This window comes from Rhizobium tibeticum (assembly GCF_900110205.1).
In the GTDB taxonomy this organism is placed as follows: Bacteria; Pseudomonadota; Alphaproteobacteria; order Rhizobiales; family Rhizobiaceae; genus Rhizobium; species Rhizobium tibeticum.
Window position 1 is genome coordinate 133825 of the sequence record NZ_FOCV01000013.1, and the last position, 16960, is coordinate 150784.

The 16960-nt window shown below is 61.0% G+C and carries 12 protein-coding genes and 2 pseudogenes; 5 read left to right on the plus strand and 9 right to left on the minus strand.

The genetic code is table 11. The features are described 5' to 3' along the window. Position 1: 1 nt before the first annotated feature. From BSG20_RS16325 to BSG20_RS16355, 7 genes and pseudogenes are all read right to left on the minus strand, one after another. Positions 2-1090, minus strand: a complete 1089-nt coding sequence (locus BSG20_RS16325; protein WP_072378607.1) for an LLM class flavin-dependent oxidoreductase — start codon at positions 1088-1090, stop codon at positions 2-4. Positions 1091-1118: 28 nt separating this feature from the next. Further along, positions 1119-2372 carry an acyl-CoA dehydrogenase family protein gene (locus tag BSG20_RS16330; protein ID WP_072378609.1) on the minus strand — a complete coding sequence of 418 codons (1254 nt, stop codon included), beginning with the start codon at positions 2370-2372 and terminating at the stop codon, positions 1119-1121. Between the two features lie 70 nt (positions 2373-2442). Beyond that, positions 2443-3500: pseudogene (locus tag BSG20_RS16335) on the minus strand (aldo/keto reductase). Between the two features lie 13 nt (positions 3501-3513). After that, complete coding sequence (locus BSG20_RS16340) at positions 3514-4449, minus strand: ABC transporter ATP-binding protein (protein ID WP_072378611.1); 936 nt, start codon at positions 4447-4449, stop codon at positions 3514-3516. Beyond that, complete coding sequence (locus BSG20_RS16345) at positions 4430-5422, minus strand: ABC transporter ATP-binding protein (protein WP_072378613.1); 993 nt, start codon at positions 5420-5422, stop codon at positions 4430-4432. The genes BSG20_RS16340 and BSG20_RS16345 overlap by 20 nt, the downstream gene beginning before the upstream one ends. Continuing rightward, positions 5422-6426 (minus strand): ABC transporter permease, encoded by a 1005-nt coding sequence (locus BSG20_RS16350; protein ID WP_072378615.1) that lies wholly within the window; start codon positions 6424-6426, stop codon positions 5422-5424. Before BSG20_RS16350 ends, BSG20_RS16345 begins: the two co-directional genes overlap by 1 nt. Next, positions 6423-7412, minus strand: coding sequence for an ABC transporter permease (locus BSG20_RS16355; protein ID WP_072378617.1), 990 nt, complete (start codon positions 7410-7412; stop codon positions 6423-6425). The genes BSG20_RS16350 and BSG20_RS16355 overlap by 4 nt, the downstream gene beginning before the upstream one ends. A gap of 280 nt (positions 7413-7692) precedes the next feature. Here BSG20_RS16355 and BSG20_RS16360 point away from each other — a divergent pair, with 280 nt between their 5' ends. Genes BSG20_RS16360 through BSG20_RS16375 form a run of 4 tightly spaced genes read left to right on the plus strand, consistent with a single transcriptional unit; the run spans position 7693 to position 12737 of the window. After that, entirely contained in the window at positions 7693-9297 is a 1605-nt protein-coding gene (locus BSG20_RS16360) for an ABC transporter substrate-binding protein (protein ID WP_072378618.1), read from the plus strand. A gap of 33 nt (positions 9298-9330) precedes the next feature. Continuing rightward, positions 9331-10509, plus strand: coding sequence for an LLM class flavin-dependent oxidoreductase (locus tag BSG20_RS16365; protein ID WP_072378620.1), 1179 nt, complete (start codon positions 9331-9333; stop codon positions 10507-10509). Positions 10510-10520: 11 nt separating this feature from the next. Then, positions 10521-11558, plus strand: a complete 1038-nt coding sequence (locus tag BSG20_RS16370) for an ABC transporter substrate-binding protein (protein ID WP_072378622.1) — start codon at positions 10521-10523, stop codon at positions 11556-11558. 21 nt (positions 11559-11579) lie between these two features. Beyond that, complete coding sequence (locus tag BSG20_RS16375) at positions 11580-12737, plus strand: acyl-CoA dehydrogenase family protein (protein ID WP_072378624.1); 1158 nt, start codon at positions 11580-11582, stop codon at positions 12735-12737. A gap of 17 nt (positions 12738-12754) precedes the next feature. Here the strand turns inward: BSG20_RS16375 and BSG20_RS16380 are convergent. Next, positions 12755-14130 (minus strand): annotated as a pseudogene (locus BSG20_RS16380) (FAD/NAD(P)-binding protein). A 476-nt stretch (positions 14131-14606) separates the two neighbouring features. Here BSG20_RS16380 and BSG20_RS16385 point away from each other — a divergent pair. After that, positions 14607-15677 carry an LLM class flavin-dependent oxidoreductase gene (locus BSG20_RS16385; protein WP_072378691.1) on the plus strand — a complete coding sequence of 357 codons (1071 nt, stop codon included), beginning with the start codon at positions 14607-14609 and terminating at the stop codon, positions 15675-15677. 377 nt (positions 15678-16054) lie between these two features. On the opposite strand, the gene BSG20_RS16390 is transcribed toward BSG20_RS16385, so the two are convergent. Next, positions 16055-16891, minus strand: coding sequence for an alpha/beta fold hydrolase (locus tag BSG20_RS16390; protein WP_306372247.1), 837 nt, complete (start codon positions 16889-16891; stop codon positions 16055-16057). Between the last annotated feature and the right edge of the window lie 69 nt (positions 16892-16960).

Sequence of the window (16960 nt, forward strand, 5' to 3'; positions counted from 1 at the left end):
GTTACTCCGCAGCGGAGCGTGATTTGCGTGCGGCAATGCCTACCTTGACGAGGGGCGCGACATCGCGCCCGTAGGTCACCGTGTCTTCGGTCGGATAGAAGCCTCGCATCAGGAAGTTGGAGACGCCGGCGTCATAGTAATCGAGGATCGCTTCGGCGACTTGGTCCGGCGTACCCACGAGTGCCGTCGAGTTGCCGGCGGCACCGCTGACCGCTGCGACCTCAGTCCACAGGCGCTTGTCGAGGACCTTGCCGCGGGCGGCTGCTTCCCGCAGACGCACCGAGCCGATGTTTGATGGCAATGTTTCGCCATTGCCGCCGGGCCGGGCTATCGACTTGACCTTCTGCAGGATGGAACTGGCCTTTTCCCATGCCTTGTCTTCGGTCTCCGCAACAACGATCCGGAAGGCGATGGTGAAGCGGATGTCATCGGCGCGCCCGAAAGGTTCAGCGGCCGTGCGCACCTTGCCGATCGTTTCGCGCACGCCATCGAGCGGTTCGCCCCACAGCGCGTATATGTCCGCGTGCTTGCCGGCGACCTTGAAGGCAGCCTCAGACGAACCGCCGAAAGAGATCGGAATCCGTGATTGCCGGAATGGCCTGACCTGTGAAACCGCACCCTTAACCTTGTAGAATTCGCCTTCGTGATCGAAAGGCTCTTCGCTTTCCCAGACGTTCTTGAGAACTGTCAGATATTCGTCGGTCCGGTCGTAGCGTCTGTCGTGATCGAGGAAATCGCCGTCGCGCTGCTGGTCGGCGTCAGAACCGCCGGTGATGATGTGGACCCACAGTCGCCCGTCTGAAAACTGATCGAGTGTCGCGAGCTGGCGCGCCGCAAGCGTCGGCGCCATGAAACCGGTGCGATGAGCAAGGAGCGCACCGATGCGGCTCGTCCTTGCAAAAAGGTAGGCGGCGATCTGGTTGTTGTCCGGCCAGGTCGAAAACGCACCGATCAGAAGCCGATCGATACCGGCCTCTTCAGCGGCCGTTGCATGGTTGAGGATATAGTCCTTGTCCACGACCGGTCCCTTGGGTGGCACGATATCCGACCCCTCGCGGTTCGATACGTGACCGATGAATTCGAAGCTCATGAGACACTCTTCCTTTAAGCGGCCGATCTCAGAAGACCTTGCCTTCTTCCAGATGCGTCGTGGTTCCGTTGATGTAATAGTCGCCGACCACCCTCGCCTTGTGCAGCAGCGGGTTGTGGTTGAGCACCGTGCGGATGTTGCGCCAGTGCCGATCGAGATTGAGATGGCGGGAGGTCGCCGACCCGCCGCCAAGCTCGAAGACGTTGGTGGCGGCCGCAAGCGCGAGTTGCGAAGCGATGATCTGCGTGCGGGCCGTCGTCAACGCGCTTTCGATCAAGGCTGTTTCGATCGCCTCGGCTTCCCCCCCTGCAAAGGCCACCACCGAGCGATCCAGCGCACGAGCACTCTCGCGGATCAACGTGTCGACAGCAAAGGAGCCTGCAGCAATCTCACCCAATATCTTCTGCACGAAGGGATCGGCATTGGCCGTCTCGGCCGCACTGTGGGCAGCCGACCGCGCCTGCCTGCGCACATAATCGGTCCCCTCTGCGAGTGCGCCGCGCACCGCACCTGCCATTGAGGCGGCCAGGTGGAGTTGACGCAACGTCGAGGTATGGCGACCGACAAGCGTGTTCAGACCCCGTCTGGAGATTTCGTGCGGTAATACCTCGACGTCTTCGAGCATCACGCCGCCGCTGGCCGTCAGCCGTTGGCCCATGCCGTCCCAGTCATCGAGAATGGTGATGCCTTTGCGATCCACCGGCAGCAGGACGCTGACGAACTCGTCGTCGTCGTTCCTGGCACTGAAAGAGGCAAAATCGGAAAAAGCTGTCCCCGTCGCATACCATTTCCGGCCGTTGAGGCGGTAGGTCTCGCCGGTTCTCGTCAACCGTGTCGTCACTTCGCCGGGGCGCTTCGTGCCTTGCTCGGTGTGAGCGCCCCCGAAAAGCTTGCCAGTGAGAACGCGGCCGAGCTGCGTTCGGTCGATGGCCGTATTGGGGCTGAGAATAAGGCTTTCGGTGAAATTGAAATGGCTGCGCAGTGCATGGGCAACGTTTGAATCTGCGACACCGATTGCCATGATCATGTCGATGTAGTCCGCCACAGATCCGCCCGGGCCGCCGAGTGCCACCGGAATGCGTAACGCGCCGAGCCCAGCCTCTTTGAAAAGGCGGAAAGCTTCGAAAGGAAGCTCCCTCTCCAGGTCGCGCCTTGCCGCCTCTTGGGATATTTCGGCCGATAGCGTCGGGATCTTCGCGAGAAGCTCGGAAAGATTGTTCCCCTGCGCAGATAGGCCGGGCGCGGCAGTGGAAGACAGTGCGGAAGGAGCGATATTCGGCATTCAGGAACCTTCTCGGCGCTAAGGAAAAGAATGGAAGGATCCGCCAGCGGGGCGGATCCTCGAGGCATATTCAGGCAACGGCGCGCGTCAGCGGCACCACATTGTCGATGCCGGAAGCAGTACTGCGCGGCACGCGGCCTTCGACCGGATGGCTGGGATCGTTGAAACCGGGCGTCGAGGGGTGCCTGTAGTGACCAGCCGATCGACCAGTGCCTCATCCTCAGCATCGAGCTTGACGTCGAGCGCGCGGATGTAGCTGTCCCAGTGCTCTTCCGTGCGTGGACCGGTGATGGCCGCCGAGATCAGCTTGTTGTTGAGCACCCAGGCAAGCGCGAATTCCGTCGGTGAAATCCCCTTGCGGGCGGCATGAGCGGCGATCTCGGTTGCAATGGCAATCGATTCAGGACGCCATTCTGTCTCTAGGATGCGCTTGTCGCCACGACCGGCACGGGTGTCGGCGGCTGGCTCCTTGCCGGGTTCGTACTTGCCCGTCAGGACGCCGCGGGCAAGTGGCGAGTAGGAAACGACGCCGAGGCCGTAGTGATGGGCTGCAGGTAGCTGCTCTGCTTCGGCGGTGCGGTTGACGATGTTGTAGAGCGGCTGGCTTGCTACCGGACGATCGATGCCGAGCTCATCGGCAAGATGAGCAATCTCGGCGATCCGCCAGCCACGGAAGTTCGAGACGCCGAAATAGCGCAGCTTGCCAGCGCGGATGAGGTCTGCAATGGCGCGCACCGGCTCTTCCAAAGGCGCGTCAAAGACAGCTCTGTGGAAATAGAGGATGTCGATATAGTCGGTGTTGAGGCGGCGCAGCGAATTCTCGACCGTCTCGATCACCCACTTGCGCGAATGGCCGCCGAGGTTCGGACCCTTCTTGTGGGAGTTGACGAACTTGGTTGCCAGTACCCAGTGATCTCGATGCGCCTTGATGCCTTTGCCGACGACCTCTTCCGATTTGCCGTCGTGATAGACATCGGCGGTATCGATGAAGTTAATCCCCTGCTCGCGTGCCTTGTCGATGATGCGGAAAGCGACATCGTCAGGCGTCGGCCCACCAAACATCATGGTTCCCAAGCTGAGCGGTGATACCTTCAGCGCACTGCGCCCCAGATAGCGATAATCGACCATTTTCTTCTCCTTGTTACTGAGCGTGGTGACAGGCAGCGGCGTGGCCGGTGCCGAACTGGCGCAACGTCGGGTCTTCGGCCCTGCAGATAGCGGTTGCGAGCGGACAGCGCGTATGGAAACGACAACCGGCAGGCGGATTGTGCGGGCTCGGCAGATCGCCAGTGATGGGCGCGGCCTGCTTGCGGCGCGACGGATCGGGGACGGCTGCGAGCAGCGCTTGCGTGTAGGGATGCTTCGCATTGGCCCAGAGCTCGCTTGTCGGGGCACTTTCGACAATGCGCCCCAGATACATCACGAGCACGCGATCGGCGAAATAGCGCACGACCGAAAGATCGTGCGAAATGAAGAGGTAGGAAAGCGACAGCTCGGTCTTCATTTCTACCAGCAGATTGAGGATCTGTGCCTGGATGGAAAGATCGAGTGCTGAAACCGGCTCGTCGCAGATGACCAGTTCCGGTTGCAGGATGAGGGCACGGGCGATCCCGATGCGCTGGCGCTGACCGCCTGAGAATTCGTGCGGATAGCGATCGAGTGCGTCGGCGGGAAGCCCTACATGGGCAACCATCTGAGCCGCAATCGCCTCGCGGCGCTTGCGCTCGCCAACGCCATGAACGGCAAGCGGCGCAGTCAGGATGGCGCGGATCGTCTGCCGTGGATTGAGGGACGCGAACGGATCCTGGAAGATCATCTGGATGCTGCGGCGGACCGATTGCAGCTCGCTGCCGGACATGGCGGTCACGTCCCTGCCCTTGAAGGTCACACTCCCCGAGGATGGGTCGACGAGCCGCACCAGCGATTTGCCGAGCGTGGACTTGCCGCAGCCCGACTCCCCGACCAGCGCCACCGTCTCGCTTTCGGCGATCTCCAGCGAGACGCCGTCGACAGCACGCACGGTGCCGGTGGTTCCCGGATAGTGGGTCGAAAGCCGATCAACCGACAGGAGCGACATGGGCGACCTCCGCAATTGCTGGAACATAGGGGCACGCAACCTGCCGACCGGCCGAAAGAGCGGTGAGCTGAGGGACACTGGAGCCGCAGGCCGGCCGCGCGACGGGACAGCGCGGGCGGAAGGAGCAGCCCTTCTCGCCGGCGGCTGACACGATCGAGCCCGGGATTTCTAAGAGCGGGCCGTCACGGTAGTGATAGTCGGCCTTCAGGCGCGGCGAGGCCGACAGCAGGCCGTGCGTATAGGGATGGTAGGGCGTCTCGAACACCTGATCGGGCAACCCCTCCTCGATCTTGCGCCCGGCATACATGACGACGACGCGGTCTGCCCATTGTGCGACGATGCCAAGATCGTGGGTAATAAGGATGACGGCCATCTGCAGCTGGACGCGAAGATTGTCGAGCAGTTGCAGCACTTGCGCCTGTATCGTCACGTCCAGCGCGGTCGTGGCTTCATCGGCGATCAAAAGTTTCGGATTGCAGGCAACGGCAATCGCGATCATGACGCGCTGGCGCATTCCGCCAGAAAGCTGGTGAGGATATTCGTCGATACGACGGGCGGCTTCCGGAATACTGACGAGATCCAATAGCGCGATGGCGCGCTCGCGAGCCTGGCGCCGGGTCAGATTCTCGTGAATGCGCAGCACCTCCATGATCTGATCACCGATCGTCAGCACCGGATTGAGCGATGTCATCGGCTCCTGAAAGATCATCGCGATATCGCGGCCACGAATGCGGCGCAGCTCGCGTTCGGAAAGACCTGTAAGATCGCGGCCGCCGAAGAGGATCTGTCCGCCGGCGCGTGCCTGCCGCGGCAGCAACCCCATCAGACCAAGCGCCGTCAGCGACTTGCCCGAGCCGGATTCGCCGACGATCGCCAGCATCTCGCCCGGATTTGCAAAAAAGCTGACGCCCTTGACAGGCTCGGCAGACGGGAAGCGCACCGAGAAATCGGAAACCTGCAGGAGCTTTGTCATCAGCGTTCCTCCGAAAAACGCGGGTTGAGCGCATCATTGAGACCGTCGCCGATCAGGTTGAGAGCAAGCACCGTGAAGACGATCGCAAGACCAGGCAGCGCCGTCAGGTACCAGGCGGTGCGGATGACGTCGCGTCCCGCACCGATCATCGAGCCCCAGGACACACGGTTGGGATCGCCGAGCCCCATGAAGGAAAGCGCCGATTCCATCAAAATGGCGCTTGCCACCATCACCGAGGAGGTGACGATCAGCGGCGGCAGGGCGTTCGGCAGGATCTCTCGGAAGATGATGCGCGCATGGCCGAAGCCGAGGCTGCGGGCGGCGAGCACGTAGTCCTTCTCGCGAATGGCCCTGAATTCGGCGCGGGTCAGCCGCGCCACGGTCGGCCAACTGACGATCGCGATCGCAACCGTGACGGTTGCTGTCGTCGGCTGGGCAATGGCCACGAGGACGACAAGCAGCACAAAGCTCGGAATGGTCTGGAATATCTCGATGAACTTGACAAGCACATCGTCGACCAGGCCGCCGAAATATCCCGCGACGGCACCGATGGCAATCCCGGCCGTCAGTCCAAGTGCGGTGGCTGCAAGCCCAACGGTCAGGGAGATCCGCGCCCCATGGACGATGCCGGCCAGCACATCACGCCCCATGGAGTCGGTGCCAAGCGGATAGGCTGGATTCTGGCCCGGCCAGAGGAATGGCCTCGCCACCATCTCCAGCGGATCGCCCGGATAGAGGAGTGGAGCAAACAAAGCTGAAAGAGCAACGGCGAGGAGGATGCCTGTGCCAAAGAGTGCATTGGGATTGGCTAGGAAGACCTTCACCTCTCGCCGCATGCCGCGCCAGGCCGTGCCAGACACCGACGCACGCACGTCGGGCGCATGGATATGTGTCCAGCGCGGCGGTTTGGGCGGGGCCGGCGCCGGCTGGCTGTCCTCGAGCTTTGCCTGCGGCGCAAAGTCGATCGCCCGACCGGCAAGAGTTCCAAGTTTTGGACTGTTCATCGACTTGCTCCAATTCGGGGATCGATCCACGCCTGCAAGAGGTCAACGGCGGCATTGGCGACGATCACGAGGAAGGAAGACAGCAGGAGTATGCCGAGAAGCACGCTGAAATCGCGCGCCATGACGGCTTCGAATGCCAGCCGGCCTAGTCCCGGCCAACTATAGACAGTCTCGACCACGACCGCGCCGCCCAGCATGCCGCCAAAGTGCATTCCAGCCATCGTCGTAATGGGGATGAGGGCATTGCGCAGGACGTGGCGCGTCGTCAGCACGAAGGGCGAGACACCCTTGGCGCGTGCCGTGCGCACGAAATCCTGCGACTTGACCTCCAGCATCGAGGCGCGCGTCAACCGTGCATAGATCGCAAGGTAGAAGAGTGCCAGCGAGGTGGCCGGCAGCACCATGTAGCGCGCCCTGTCGATCAATTCCGGCAATCCCGTCAGCCGCGAGCCGATCGTGCTGTCGCCGCCGCTCGGCAACCAGCCGAGCTTGACGGAAAACAGAAGAATCAGCATCAGACCGATCCAGAAGCCAGGGATCGAATAAAACAGCAGCGAAACGACGGAGATGATGCGGTCAGGCAAACGCCCGGAGAAGGTTGCCATCAGCGAACCGAGCAGCAGCCCGACGGCAATTGCGATCGCCAGCGCCGCCAGCATCAGCACAAGAGTGCCGGGCAGGCGCTGACCAATCAGATCGGCGACAGGCATGCCGTAGCGCGGGGAGAAGCCCAGGCTGAAGTGCGCGAGGTTGTTCAGGTAGTTGGCCAGCTGAACAAGGATAGGATTGTCCAGTCCGAAGCGCTCCCGCAACGCGGCCATGGTCTCCACCGTCGCCGAACCCGACTCTGCCGCCATGACATCGGCCGCATCGCCCGGTGCCAGCTTCAGCAGGAAGAAATTCAAAATGACGATCCCAAGCATTGTGGGAACGGCCTGAATGATCGTCCTGCCGATGGTTCGTCCGATCCGCCTGTACGCCGACATGTGTCCCGCCTCGCGATCTTGAGAAAAGATTTCGCCTCGTTTTCCTGTGTAAGTAGTTGACTAATTCTGTGGGTTTTGTCAAATCCATACAGGTAAATAATTCCAAAGGACATCGTTCTACGATCTACTTTTAGGAATCGCGTACCGCTTATGGCTACATAATGGAATTTTATACCACATCATCGTGATCGACTGGCAAAAATCTCTACGCCGGGAGTGATCTGCGGAATGGTACCGAACCTGGCCCAAGCGGCCTTTGAGATCATGAGGGTTGAACAAAATGTCACTATTCCCGGCACCCACACGCCGCAGCTTCCTCCTTGCCTCGGTCGCAATTGGCGTCACGGCAGCAGCTAGGCTTCCAGCCTTTGCTGCAGCAACGCGCGGAGGCACGGCAACGCTCCTGCTCTCGGCCGAGCCACCTGTCCTGACAACGATCGCCCACACGGCGTTCAATGCGGTTTACGTATCGCCGAAGACGACGGAAGGCCTCCTTACTTACGATTTCGAGCTGAACCCGCGTCCGTTGCTCGCCAAGCAATGGACCGTCAGTCCCGATGGTCTGACCTATACGTTCAAGCTGCGCGAGGGTGTGAAATGGCATGACGGGCAGCCCTTCACCTCCGCCGATGTCGCCTTCTCGATCAAGACCCTGAAGGAGGTGCACCCGCGTGGGCGCAACACCTTCCTCAATCTTGTCGACATCGAAACGCCCGACGCGCTGACGGCCATTCTGAAACTGTCAAAGCCGGCGCCCTATCTCATTACCGCTCTTGCCGCATCCGAAACACCGATCGTGCCGCGCCACGTCTATGAGGGTACCAAGGTTGGGGAGAACCCGGCCAACCTGGCGCCAATCGGCACCGGCCCCTTCAAGTTCAAGGAATGGGTGCGCGGCAGCCACATCGTCTATGAACGCAACCCCGACTATTGGGATCAGCCCCGCCCCTATCTCGACCAGCTGATCGTCCGCTTCATTCCGGATGCAGCCGCCCGTTCGATCGCGATCGAGACCGGCGAAATCGACCTTGCACCGTCAACGCCCGTGCCGCTCAGCGATCTCGAGCGACTGAAGGGCGTCGAAGCGCTCGCCTTCGAGACCAACGGCTACCAATATGCGAATGGCGTCAGCCGCATCGAGTTCAATCTCGAGCGTCCTTTCTTCAAGGACGTACGAGTGCGCCGCGCCTTTGCCCATGTCATTGACCGCAACGTCATCCTGAACACCATCAACTATGGCTACGGCGCCGCTATCCCAGGCCCGATCAATCCACATCTGGCAAAATGGTATGTGCCCGATCTCAAGACCTATCCGATCGACCTGGCCGCGGCCGAGAAACTCCTGGATGAGGCCGGCTACCCCCGCGGCGTCGACGGCATACGCGCCCGCATCAATCTAGACTACGTGCCGAGCGGCGAGACCTATCCACGGGGATCCGAATACATCCGTCAGGCGCTTGCCAAGGTCGGCATCGACGCGACGGTCCGCAGTCAGGATTTTGCAACCTACACCAAGCGCATCTACACGGATCGCGACTTCGACTTCGCCTTCGAAGGCATGAGCAACCTCTTCGATCCGACGGTCGGCGTACAGCGCCTCTACTGGAGCAAGAACTTCAAGCCCGGCGTGCCATTCTCAAACGGAGCGGCCTACAGCAATCCGAAGGTCGATCAGCTGCTTGAAGCAGCTGCCGTCGAAGTCGATCCGGAAAAGCGCATCGCGCAGTGGCGCGAGATCCAGCAGATCCTCGTCGAGGACGTGCCGGCGATCGACATCGTCAGCCAGCCGGAACTGACGATCTATAACAAGCGCATTTCCGATCACACGGTTGGTGGCGAAGGCGTGGCCGGCAGCCTGGCCTACGCCTACGTGGCCGCATCCTGATTATTCAACGACCGACAAACGGGAGCACTATGCATGTCCATTCAACATCGTCCCGGATCGATCGTTGGCCTGCCGAAATTTGCGGCCCCGACCGACTTTGCCGAAAGCCCCTTGTCGCAGGCGCTCAAGCAGCCGCTCCTTCTCGGTCTCTTCCTGCCGATCCAGGCCGGCGGCTGGACCCAATCGACGCTGGAAAGATCGACCGACTGGCGTTTCGACTACAACAAGGCTCTGACGCTGAGGGCCGAAGAACTCGGATTCGATCTCGTCTTTGCGCTGTCACAATGGCTGCCGAAGGGTGGCTATGGTGGCGTCTTCGACGGCCAGGCACTGGACAGCTTTGTATCGACGGCGGCATTGGCGGGCCTCACCAAGAAGATCATGCTGATTTCGACCATGCACGTGCTCTATGGCCCGTGGCATCCCTTGCATCTGGCAAAGTTCGGGGCAACGCTCGATCACATCACCGGCGGGCGCTGGGGCATCAACGTAGTGACCGGTCATCGCGCGGTCGAACATGAAATGTTCGGCTGGCCACGCATCGAACACGATAAGCGATATGAGCTCGCAGCCGAATTCCTGGAAGTTGTACAGCGCCTGTGGAGCGACACGGAAAATTTCTCCTTCGAAGGAGAAAGCAGCTGGAAACTCGGCGGCGGCTTCGTGACCCCAAAGCCGAATTTCGGCCGCCCGATCCTCGTCAACGCCACTGGTTCTGATGCAGGGATTGCCTTTGCAGGCCGCTACTCGGATATCGTGTTCATCACCAGTTCGACGGGTGCCGACATCGACAGTGCCCTGCAATCGCTGCCGGCGCATACGAAGCGGGTCAAGGACGCCGCAATCGACGTCGGCCGCACGGTCCGCACGCTTCTCAATCCAATGGTGATCTGCCGGCCGACAGAGAAGCAGGCCTGGGAGTTGGCCGACCGAATTGTTGCCCATGCCGATCATCGCTCACCACAGGGCTTCCAGTCGCTGAATTCGGACGCGCAGGCCTGGAAGGGGCGCGATCCCCAGGATCCCTACCGCGCCATCGGCGGCAACATCCGTGTCATCGGCTCGCCCGAACAGGTGGTCGATCAGTTCGTCAAGCTGAAGGAGGCTGGCGTCGACGGCCTGCAGCTCAGCTTCTTCGATTTCCGTGACGATCTCGAATTCTTCGGTTCGCACGTCCTTCCCCTGATGAAACAAGCTGGCCTGCGCCACTGAGGAAAAGCGCCATGACAAGCGATGCCATTTCAGAAATCTGGTACACGCGCTGCCCCGTGCCGACGCCTGTCGGCCTTGCCGCGCAGCTCGGCTATCTCGAGGAGAGTTTCCGCAAGGAAGGGGTGACGCTGAAGTCGATCATCGATTCACCCGACCGCAGCATCCGCCAGAGCCATTTCAACCACACGCTCGAATGGTCGTTCCGCCATGGCGGCAACGTGCCGCCGATCCGGGCCCGCTCGGAGGGACGCAAGACACGGCTCGTCGGCATCACCTGGACTGATGAGTTTCAGGCGATCATCACCCTGCCGGACACCGGCATAAAGACGACGAAGGATCTGAAGGGGCGTCGCTTCGGCATTGCCCGCCGCCCGCAAGGCATGGTCGATTTCATGCGCGCCACCGCATTGAAGGGCCTCGTTTCGGCGCTTTCGCTCGAAGACCTGGCACTTAGCGATGTCGAGATCGTCGATATCGCGCTTGCCGATTCGGTGCTTTTGACACAGGAGGGCCCGTCGCTTTTCGGGTTGAAACGCCGGCAGGCATATGGCGAGGAAGTTGCCACACTACTCCGCGGCGACGTGGACGCCATCTACGTGAAGGGAACGGCGGGCATCAACGTCGCAAACCTCATCGGTGCCGTCCAGGTCGTCGAGTTCGGCTTTCACCCCGATGCGAAGATCCGCATCAATTCCGGTTCGCCGCGCGTACTGACGGTTGACGAACGCCTGGCCGACGAGCGGCCGGATCTCGTCGCCCGCCTGCTGGAATCGATTTTCAAGGCAAGCACATGGGCTGAAGCCCATCCGGAAGAGACAAGGCGCTTCGTTGCGCGGGAATCTGGCGCCAGCGAAGAGCAGGTGCTCGCCGCCAATGGCCCGGACATCCACAGGCATCTCGGCCTCGGGCTTCAGCCGGAGTTGGTCGACGCCATTGGTCACTACAAGGATTTCCTGCGAGATTTCGGCTTTCTCGAAGCCGACTTCAGCATCGCCGACTGGGTCGATCGCCGCCACATCGACGGCTTCGACCGGCGTGCTGTGGCCTGAACCAAAAGGACACTTGATACCATGCTTTTGCAGCCGACCGATCCGGTGGACAAGGCGCGGCGGCTCGCCGTGGATTTTGCCGAGCGTGCCGCCCACTATGACGCGACGGGAGAGTTTCCCTTCGAAAACTTCACGCGTCTGTTCGAGACCGGATTGCTTGGCCTTGTGACCGCACGCGAGCACGGCGGCCATGGCGGTGGGCTTGCCGAGGCACAGGCAGTGGTAAGCGAGATCGCGCGCGGCGAACCCTCGACTGCGCTCGTTCTTGCGATGCACTACAACAGCCACTATAGCCTTCGCCGCTACGAAAAATGGCCTACCCATCTCGCCGAACGGGTTCTGTCGGCAAACCGGCTGGGCCCTGCCCTGATCAACGCCGCCCAGGCCGAGCCCGGCATTGGCTCTCCCGCTCACGGGGCATTGCCTGAAACGATCGCGCATCGTGAGGGCGACAGCTGGCGCATCACCGGCCACAAGAGCTACGTCACCGGCATCCCGGTTCTCAAATGGGTATCGCTGCTGGCGCTGACCGATGAGAAGGAGCCGCGGCTTGCTTCCTTCCTCGTCCCCACGGACAGTCCTGGCCTGCACATCTCAAAGACATGGAACGCCGCGGGGATGCACGCGACCGCCAGCGACGATATCATACTCGACAATGTCGTCGTGCCACTTCAGGATGTCATCGAAGCACAGCCCGCATCGGAGCCGCTGCGTCGCGAAGAGCACGCAACAGCCTTCTTCTTCTCGCTCATCGGCGCTGTCTACCATGGCGTGGCAGTTTCTGCGCGCGACCGCGTGCTCGCTTTTGCCGCCCATCATAGGCCCGCAAGCCTCGGCTCACCGATCGCTACCGTGCCGCGGATCCAGGACGGACTGGGAGAGATCGAGGTTCGGCTTGCCACCAACGCCAGACTTTTGCGTTCGCTTGGCGAAGACGTCGATGCCGGTAGACCTGTTGGAATGGAGGGCATGAGCGTCCGCCACGTTGTCATCGACAATGCCGTTGCCATTACCAGCCTTGCCCTCGACCTTGCCGGAAACCCGGGCCTGAACCGTGATTTTCAGCTCGAGCGCCATCACCGCGACGCCATAACGGGGCGCTCGCACGCGCCGCAGAACCACATGATCAGAACGATCGCTGCCCGAAACGCTCTTGGCAGCATACCGCCGCACCCCTGACATTGCATGCGGCCGACTCAACCATCGCCCTGCCCGGTCGTGGCCCAAAGGCGCTCCGCGATCGCTTCTGCTACTTTGCGGGCCTGCACCCGCAGATCAGGTACGGCGGTGATTTCCCAGAACTGGCCGGCAGTCAGCGCGCCCACGGCGTAGAGGGAAGCGCCGTTTTCCGCGGATTCGGGATGCGCGACTGAGGATCGACTATGATGCCGAGCCCAAGGGGGTCGGCTACGATCAGACCCTGGTGCTGCATCGCGCGCAATAGAGGCGAATGCGCGATACCTGCCCGTTCCATGCCGGTGCAGTTCACGATCCAATCGCTCTGAATGGACCGGACATCGCGCCGCCCCCTGGCTCGATAGCAAAGCGTGAGCCGATCTCCATCTTCGACGTTGAGCAGGTAACCCGCGTGGAGCGCGATCTGCCCGCTTCTTGTTATCTCCTCAAATCGCTCGAAGACATCAGGGGCGACCCGGTGTCGATGGATGTTCCACCACGGCAGAGCGTGGCGCAAAAACCGGCTTCGTTCGGACAGCGGCAACCGTTGCCAAAGCGTCTGAGTCTGCGGACGCAGGCCGTCCATGATGCTGCGCCAATCATCGGCAAGTCTGCTTTCCCGGCGCAGTGTCCTCATGAGTTCGCTCAATCTGGTCGGCAGCGTCGCAACATCGAGTTCTGCCGGCGGCTTCGGTGCACGCACGTGGCCAAGTGGTGCAAGACCGCGCCTCGAGATGACATCGATATGACCCTTGAAGCCGTGAGCATGAAGAGCGAGAAGCTGATCGATCATCGTCAGCCCCGAACCGAGGATGCAGACGCTGTCTTCGGACGCCACGCGCCCGAGCCAGGACAACCGCCAGGGATTGTCGACGACATGACTGGCCCCAATCGCTGACAGTCCGGATAAGTCAATCGGCAGTTTGGCGCTTCCAACGCCAAGGCAAAGCACGATGTTGCGACCTGCGATCTCTTTGCCGTTGCCGAACAGAAAGCCGAGGGCCGCGTTGTAGCGCTCAAGGCACCCCGTCGCTTTTGCCTTGATGAAATCGACCCGGCAGCGCGGTTTCTTTCGAAGAAGCCCCGCCAGACTGTCGCGGATGTAAAGGCCGTAATCCTGGCGGGAGGCGAAATCGCGAGCACCCAAGGGCCGCTTGCGCTCGGCAAGCCAATCGACGAACGCCTCTGGTCGATCCGCAAACAGGCTCATACGTCCCGCCGGCACGTTGAGGCGGTGCAGATAAAGCTCCGTCCGATAGGCAGTACCGCGCCCGAACCCCGGATCGTCGCCGACGACCGCGACGGAGGAGGAGGAGGCAGGCAACAGTTCGATGAGATTGCAGACGCTGGCAATTGCGGAAAATCCAGCGCCCACGATCACGACATCATAGACCATCGCACACTGTTTTCCGGTTGAGCAGCTACCAGAACGCCGTGGCTCGTCACCGAGTTTCGTGATCGAGATCTTGTCTCCGGTTTGATCTCCAGTAGCCGCTTCGCCTGAGGACCGTGTGCGAACCAAAATCGCCTCCCTCTGTGAAAAAATAGAATAATCTATCTTCTCTATAAACTTAATAGCAATTAGATTTCACGAACGAAAGAAGGGATCCGGGCAACCGGTCGCATCGAAATACGAGATTGAACACAGGCTGAGAAGCAATCCATCCATGCGTGACCACCAAAATCATATCAGACACCGGACGCACATTCATTGAGTAGCACGACGCAGTTTTTCGGTTGTGCCGAAACCGCTTCACCAGTGAGGACACTGGACGCGCAGCACATCGGTTCTTGTCACTTTTGTTTTGGCGTGACCGCTCCCCGACTATCGCTCTGTTTGTTCAGTCCATCAGCGCGCAGGCAATTCGCATCATGAGCGGCAACTCCGAATTTCTCTGGTACATTCCCAACGACGTCAAGCCTGGCCATCGTGGCGATTCGGCCGTCGAACATCACAACAGCTTGGATACCCTGACCGAACAGGCAAAGGCGCTGGAAGAACGCGGCTGGAAGGGGGCACTCATCGGGACCGGCTGGGGCCGACCCGATACCTTCACGGTCGCGACGTCACTTGCGGCGCGGACCACGACCTTTGAGCCGCTGATTGCGGTCCGCCCCGGTTATTGGCGACCAGCAAACTTCGCGTCGGCCGCGGCAACCCTCGATCACCTGACCGGCGGGCGCATTCGCGTTAACATCGTCTCTGGTCAGGACAATCTTTCTGCCTATGGCGACAGCGAAGGCGATCAGGCCCACCGCTACGCCCGGACGAAGGAGTTCATGCGGCTCGTGCGCAGGCTTTGGACCGAAGAGACCGTCACTTATGAGGGGCAGCACTTTCGAGTCAGTCAATCGAACGTCGCGCCACGCATAGAGATACGCGGCAAGCGTCGCCACCCTAAACTCTACTTTGGCGGTGCGTCGCAGGCAGCAGAGCGGGTGTCGGCCACTGAAGCCGACGTTCAGCTTTTCTGGGGGGAGCCGATTGACGGTGTCAGCGAACGGATCGAGCGCCTCAAGGGGCTCGGCAGGAGGCTCGACCGCGACCTGCCGCCTCTCGAGTTCGGGTTGCGCATCACGACACTCGTGCGTGAGACCACGCAACAGGCCTGGGCCGACGCCGAAGCGAAGGTAGCCGAGATGGCCAAGAACGCAGGTGCAGGTTGGAATGACCATCGACGATCGGTGGCCGTCGGACAGCAGCGATTGCTCGATCTGCATAAGCGCGGTGATGTCCTTGACGACAACCTCTATACTGCCCCGGGCAAATACGGGGGCGGAGGCGCCGGCACCACATGGCTTGTGGGCTCTGCAGCAGACGTCGCGCGTTCACTGCGCAAGTACGAGGATCTGGGCGTGACGCATTTCGTCCTCTCCGATACACCATACCTCGCCGAAATCCGCCGGCAGGGTGACCAACTGCTTCCGCTGTTGCGCCGCTGAGACACTGGCGCGAGGGCCGCACATGAAGCTGAGTAAGTCTTCGATCATAACCGTAGTCCTGCTTGGGATCAGTCCCGCCTTGATGATCGAGACCGCATAGCCTCTTCGTCAGCGCTCGATCGTCGCAGACAGCGGCAAGAGCGTCATCCTCATTTCCAAGGCATGACCCTGAAAAGCGCGGCTTGTGATCGTTACCGGGCTAATGTCGACCGGGGCAAATTGTTACGTCTCTAGACTCGACCGGCGCTCGCATCATTGAAAGGCCGTTCCTGAGCTTCTCCCTTGAGGCCGATAGAGACGGTTATCGATGAGGAAGTCGTCCGCCGCGATTTGGGAAGAGATGCGACAGTAGATTGCCGCATCCCAGGCTTTAAGCGTTAAGCCTCGATAAAGGCGAGCAAGTCGGCATTGAGGACGTCGGCATTGACGGTCAGCATGCCGTGCGAGAAGCCGGGGTAGGTTTTCAGCGTGCCGTTCTTCAGGAGCTTAATGGCTTTCAATGCTGCGTCCGCGATCGGCACGATCTGGTCATCTTCACCATGGAGAACGAGTGTCGGAACACCAATTGCCTTGAGGTCTTCGGTCTGGTCGGTCTCGGAAAAGGCCTTGATGCCGTCGTAGTGCGCCTTGGCACCGCCCATCATACCCTGCCGCCACCAGTTCTGGATCACGCCGTCCTGGACGGCCGCACCCGCGCGATTGAACCCGTAGAACGGGCCGGCTGGGACATCGCGGAAGAATTGCGCCCGGTTGGAGGCCAGCGCGGAGCGGAAGCCATCGAAGACTTCGATCGGCAGACCCTCAGGATTGGAGGGGGTCTTGAGCATCAGTGGCGGCACAGCGGAAACCAGTACCGCCTTGGCAACGCGGCCTGCCGGCTGGCCATGCTTGGCCACGTAACGGGCAACTTCACCTCCGCCGGTTGAGTGGCCGATATGGACGGCATTCTTCAGATCGAGCGCTTCGACGACAGCGAAAGCGTCGGCAGCATAGTGGTCCATGTCGTGCCCTTCGGAAACCTGAGCCGATCGACCATGGCCACGGCGATCGTGGCCGACAACGCGGTAACCCTTCGACAGGAAGAATAGCATCTGCGCATCCCAGTCGTCCGAACTCAGCGGCCAGCCGTGATGGAACATGATCGGCTGAGCGTCCTTCGGACCCCAGTCCTTGTAGAAGATTTCGGTGCCGTCTGCGGTGGTAACAAAGCCCATGGTATCTTCTCCTGTGATTGCCTGGGTGTTGGTTGCAGCGGTGTTGGTTGCAGCGGATGCTGCGAACGT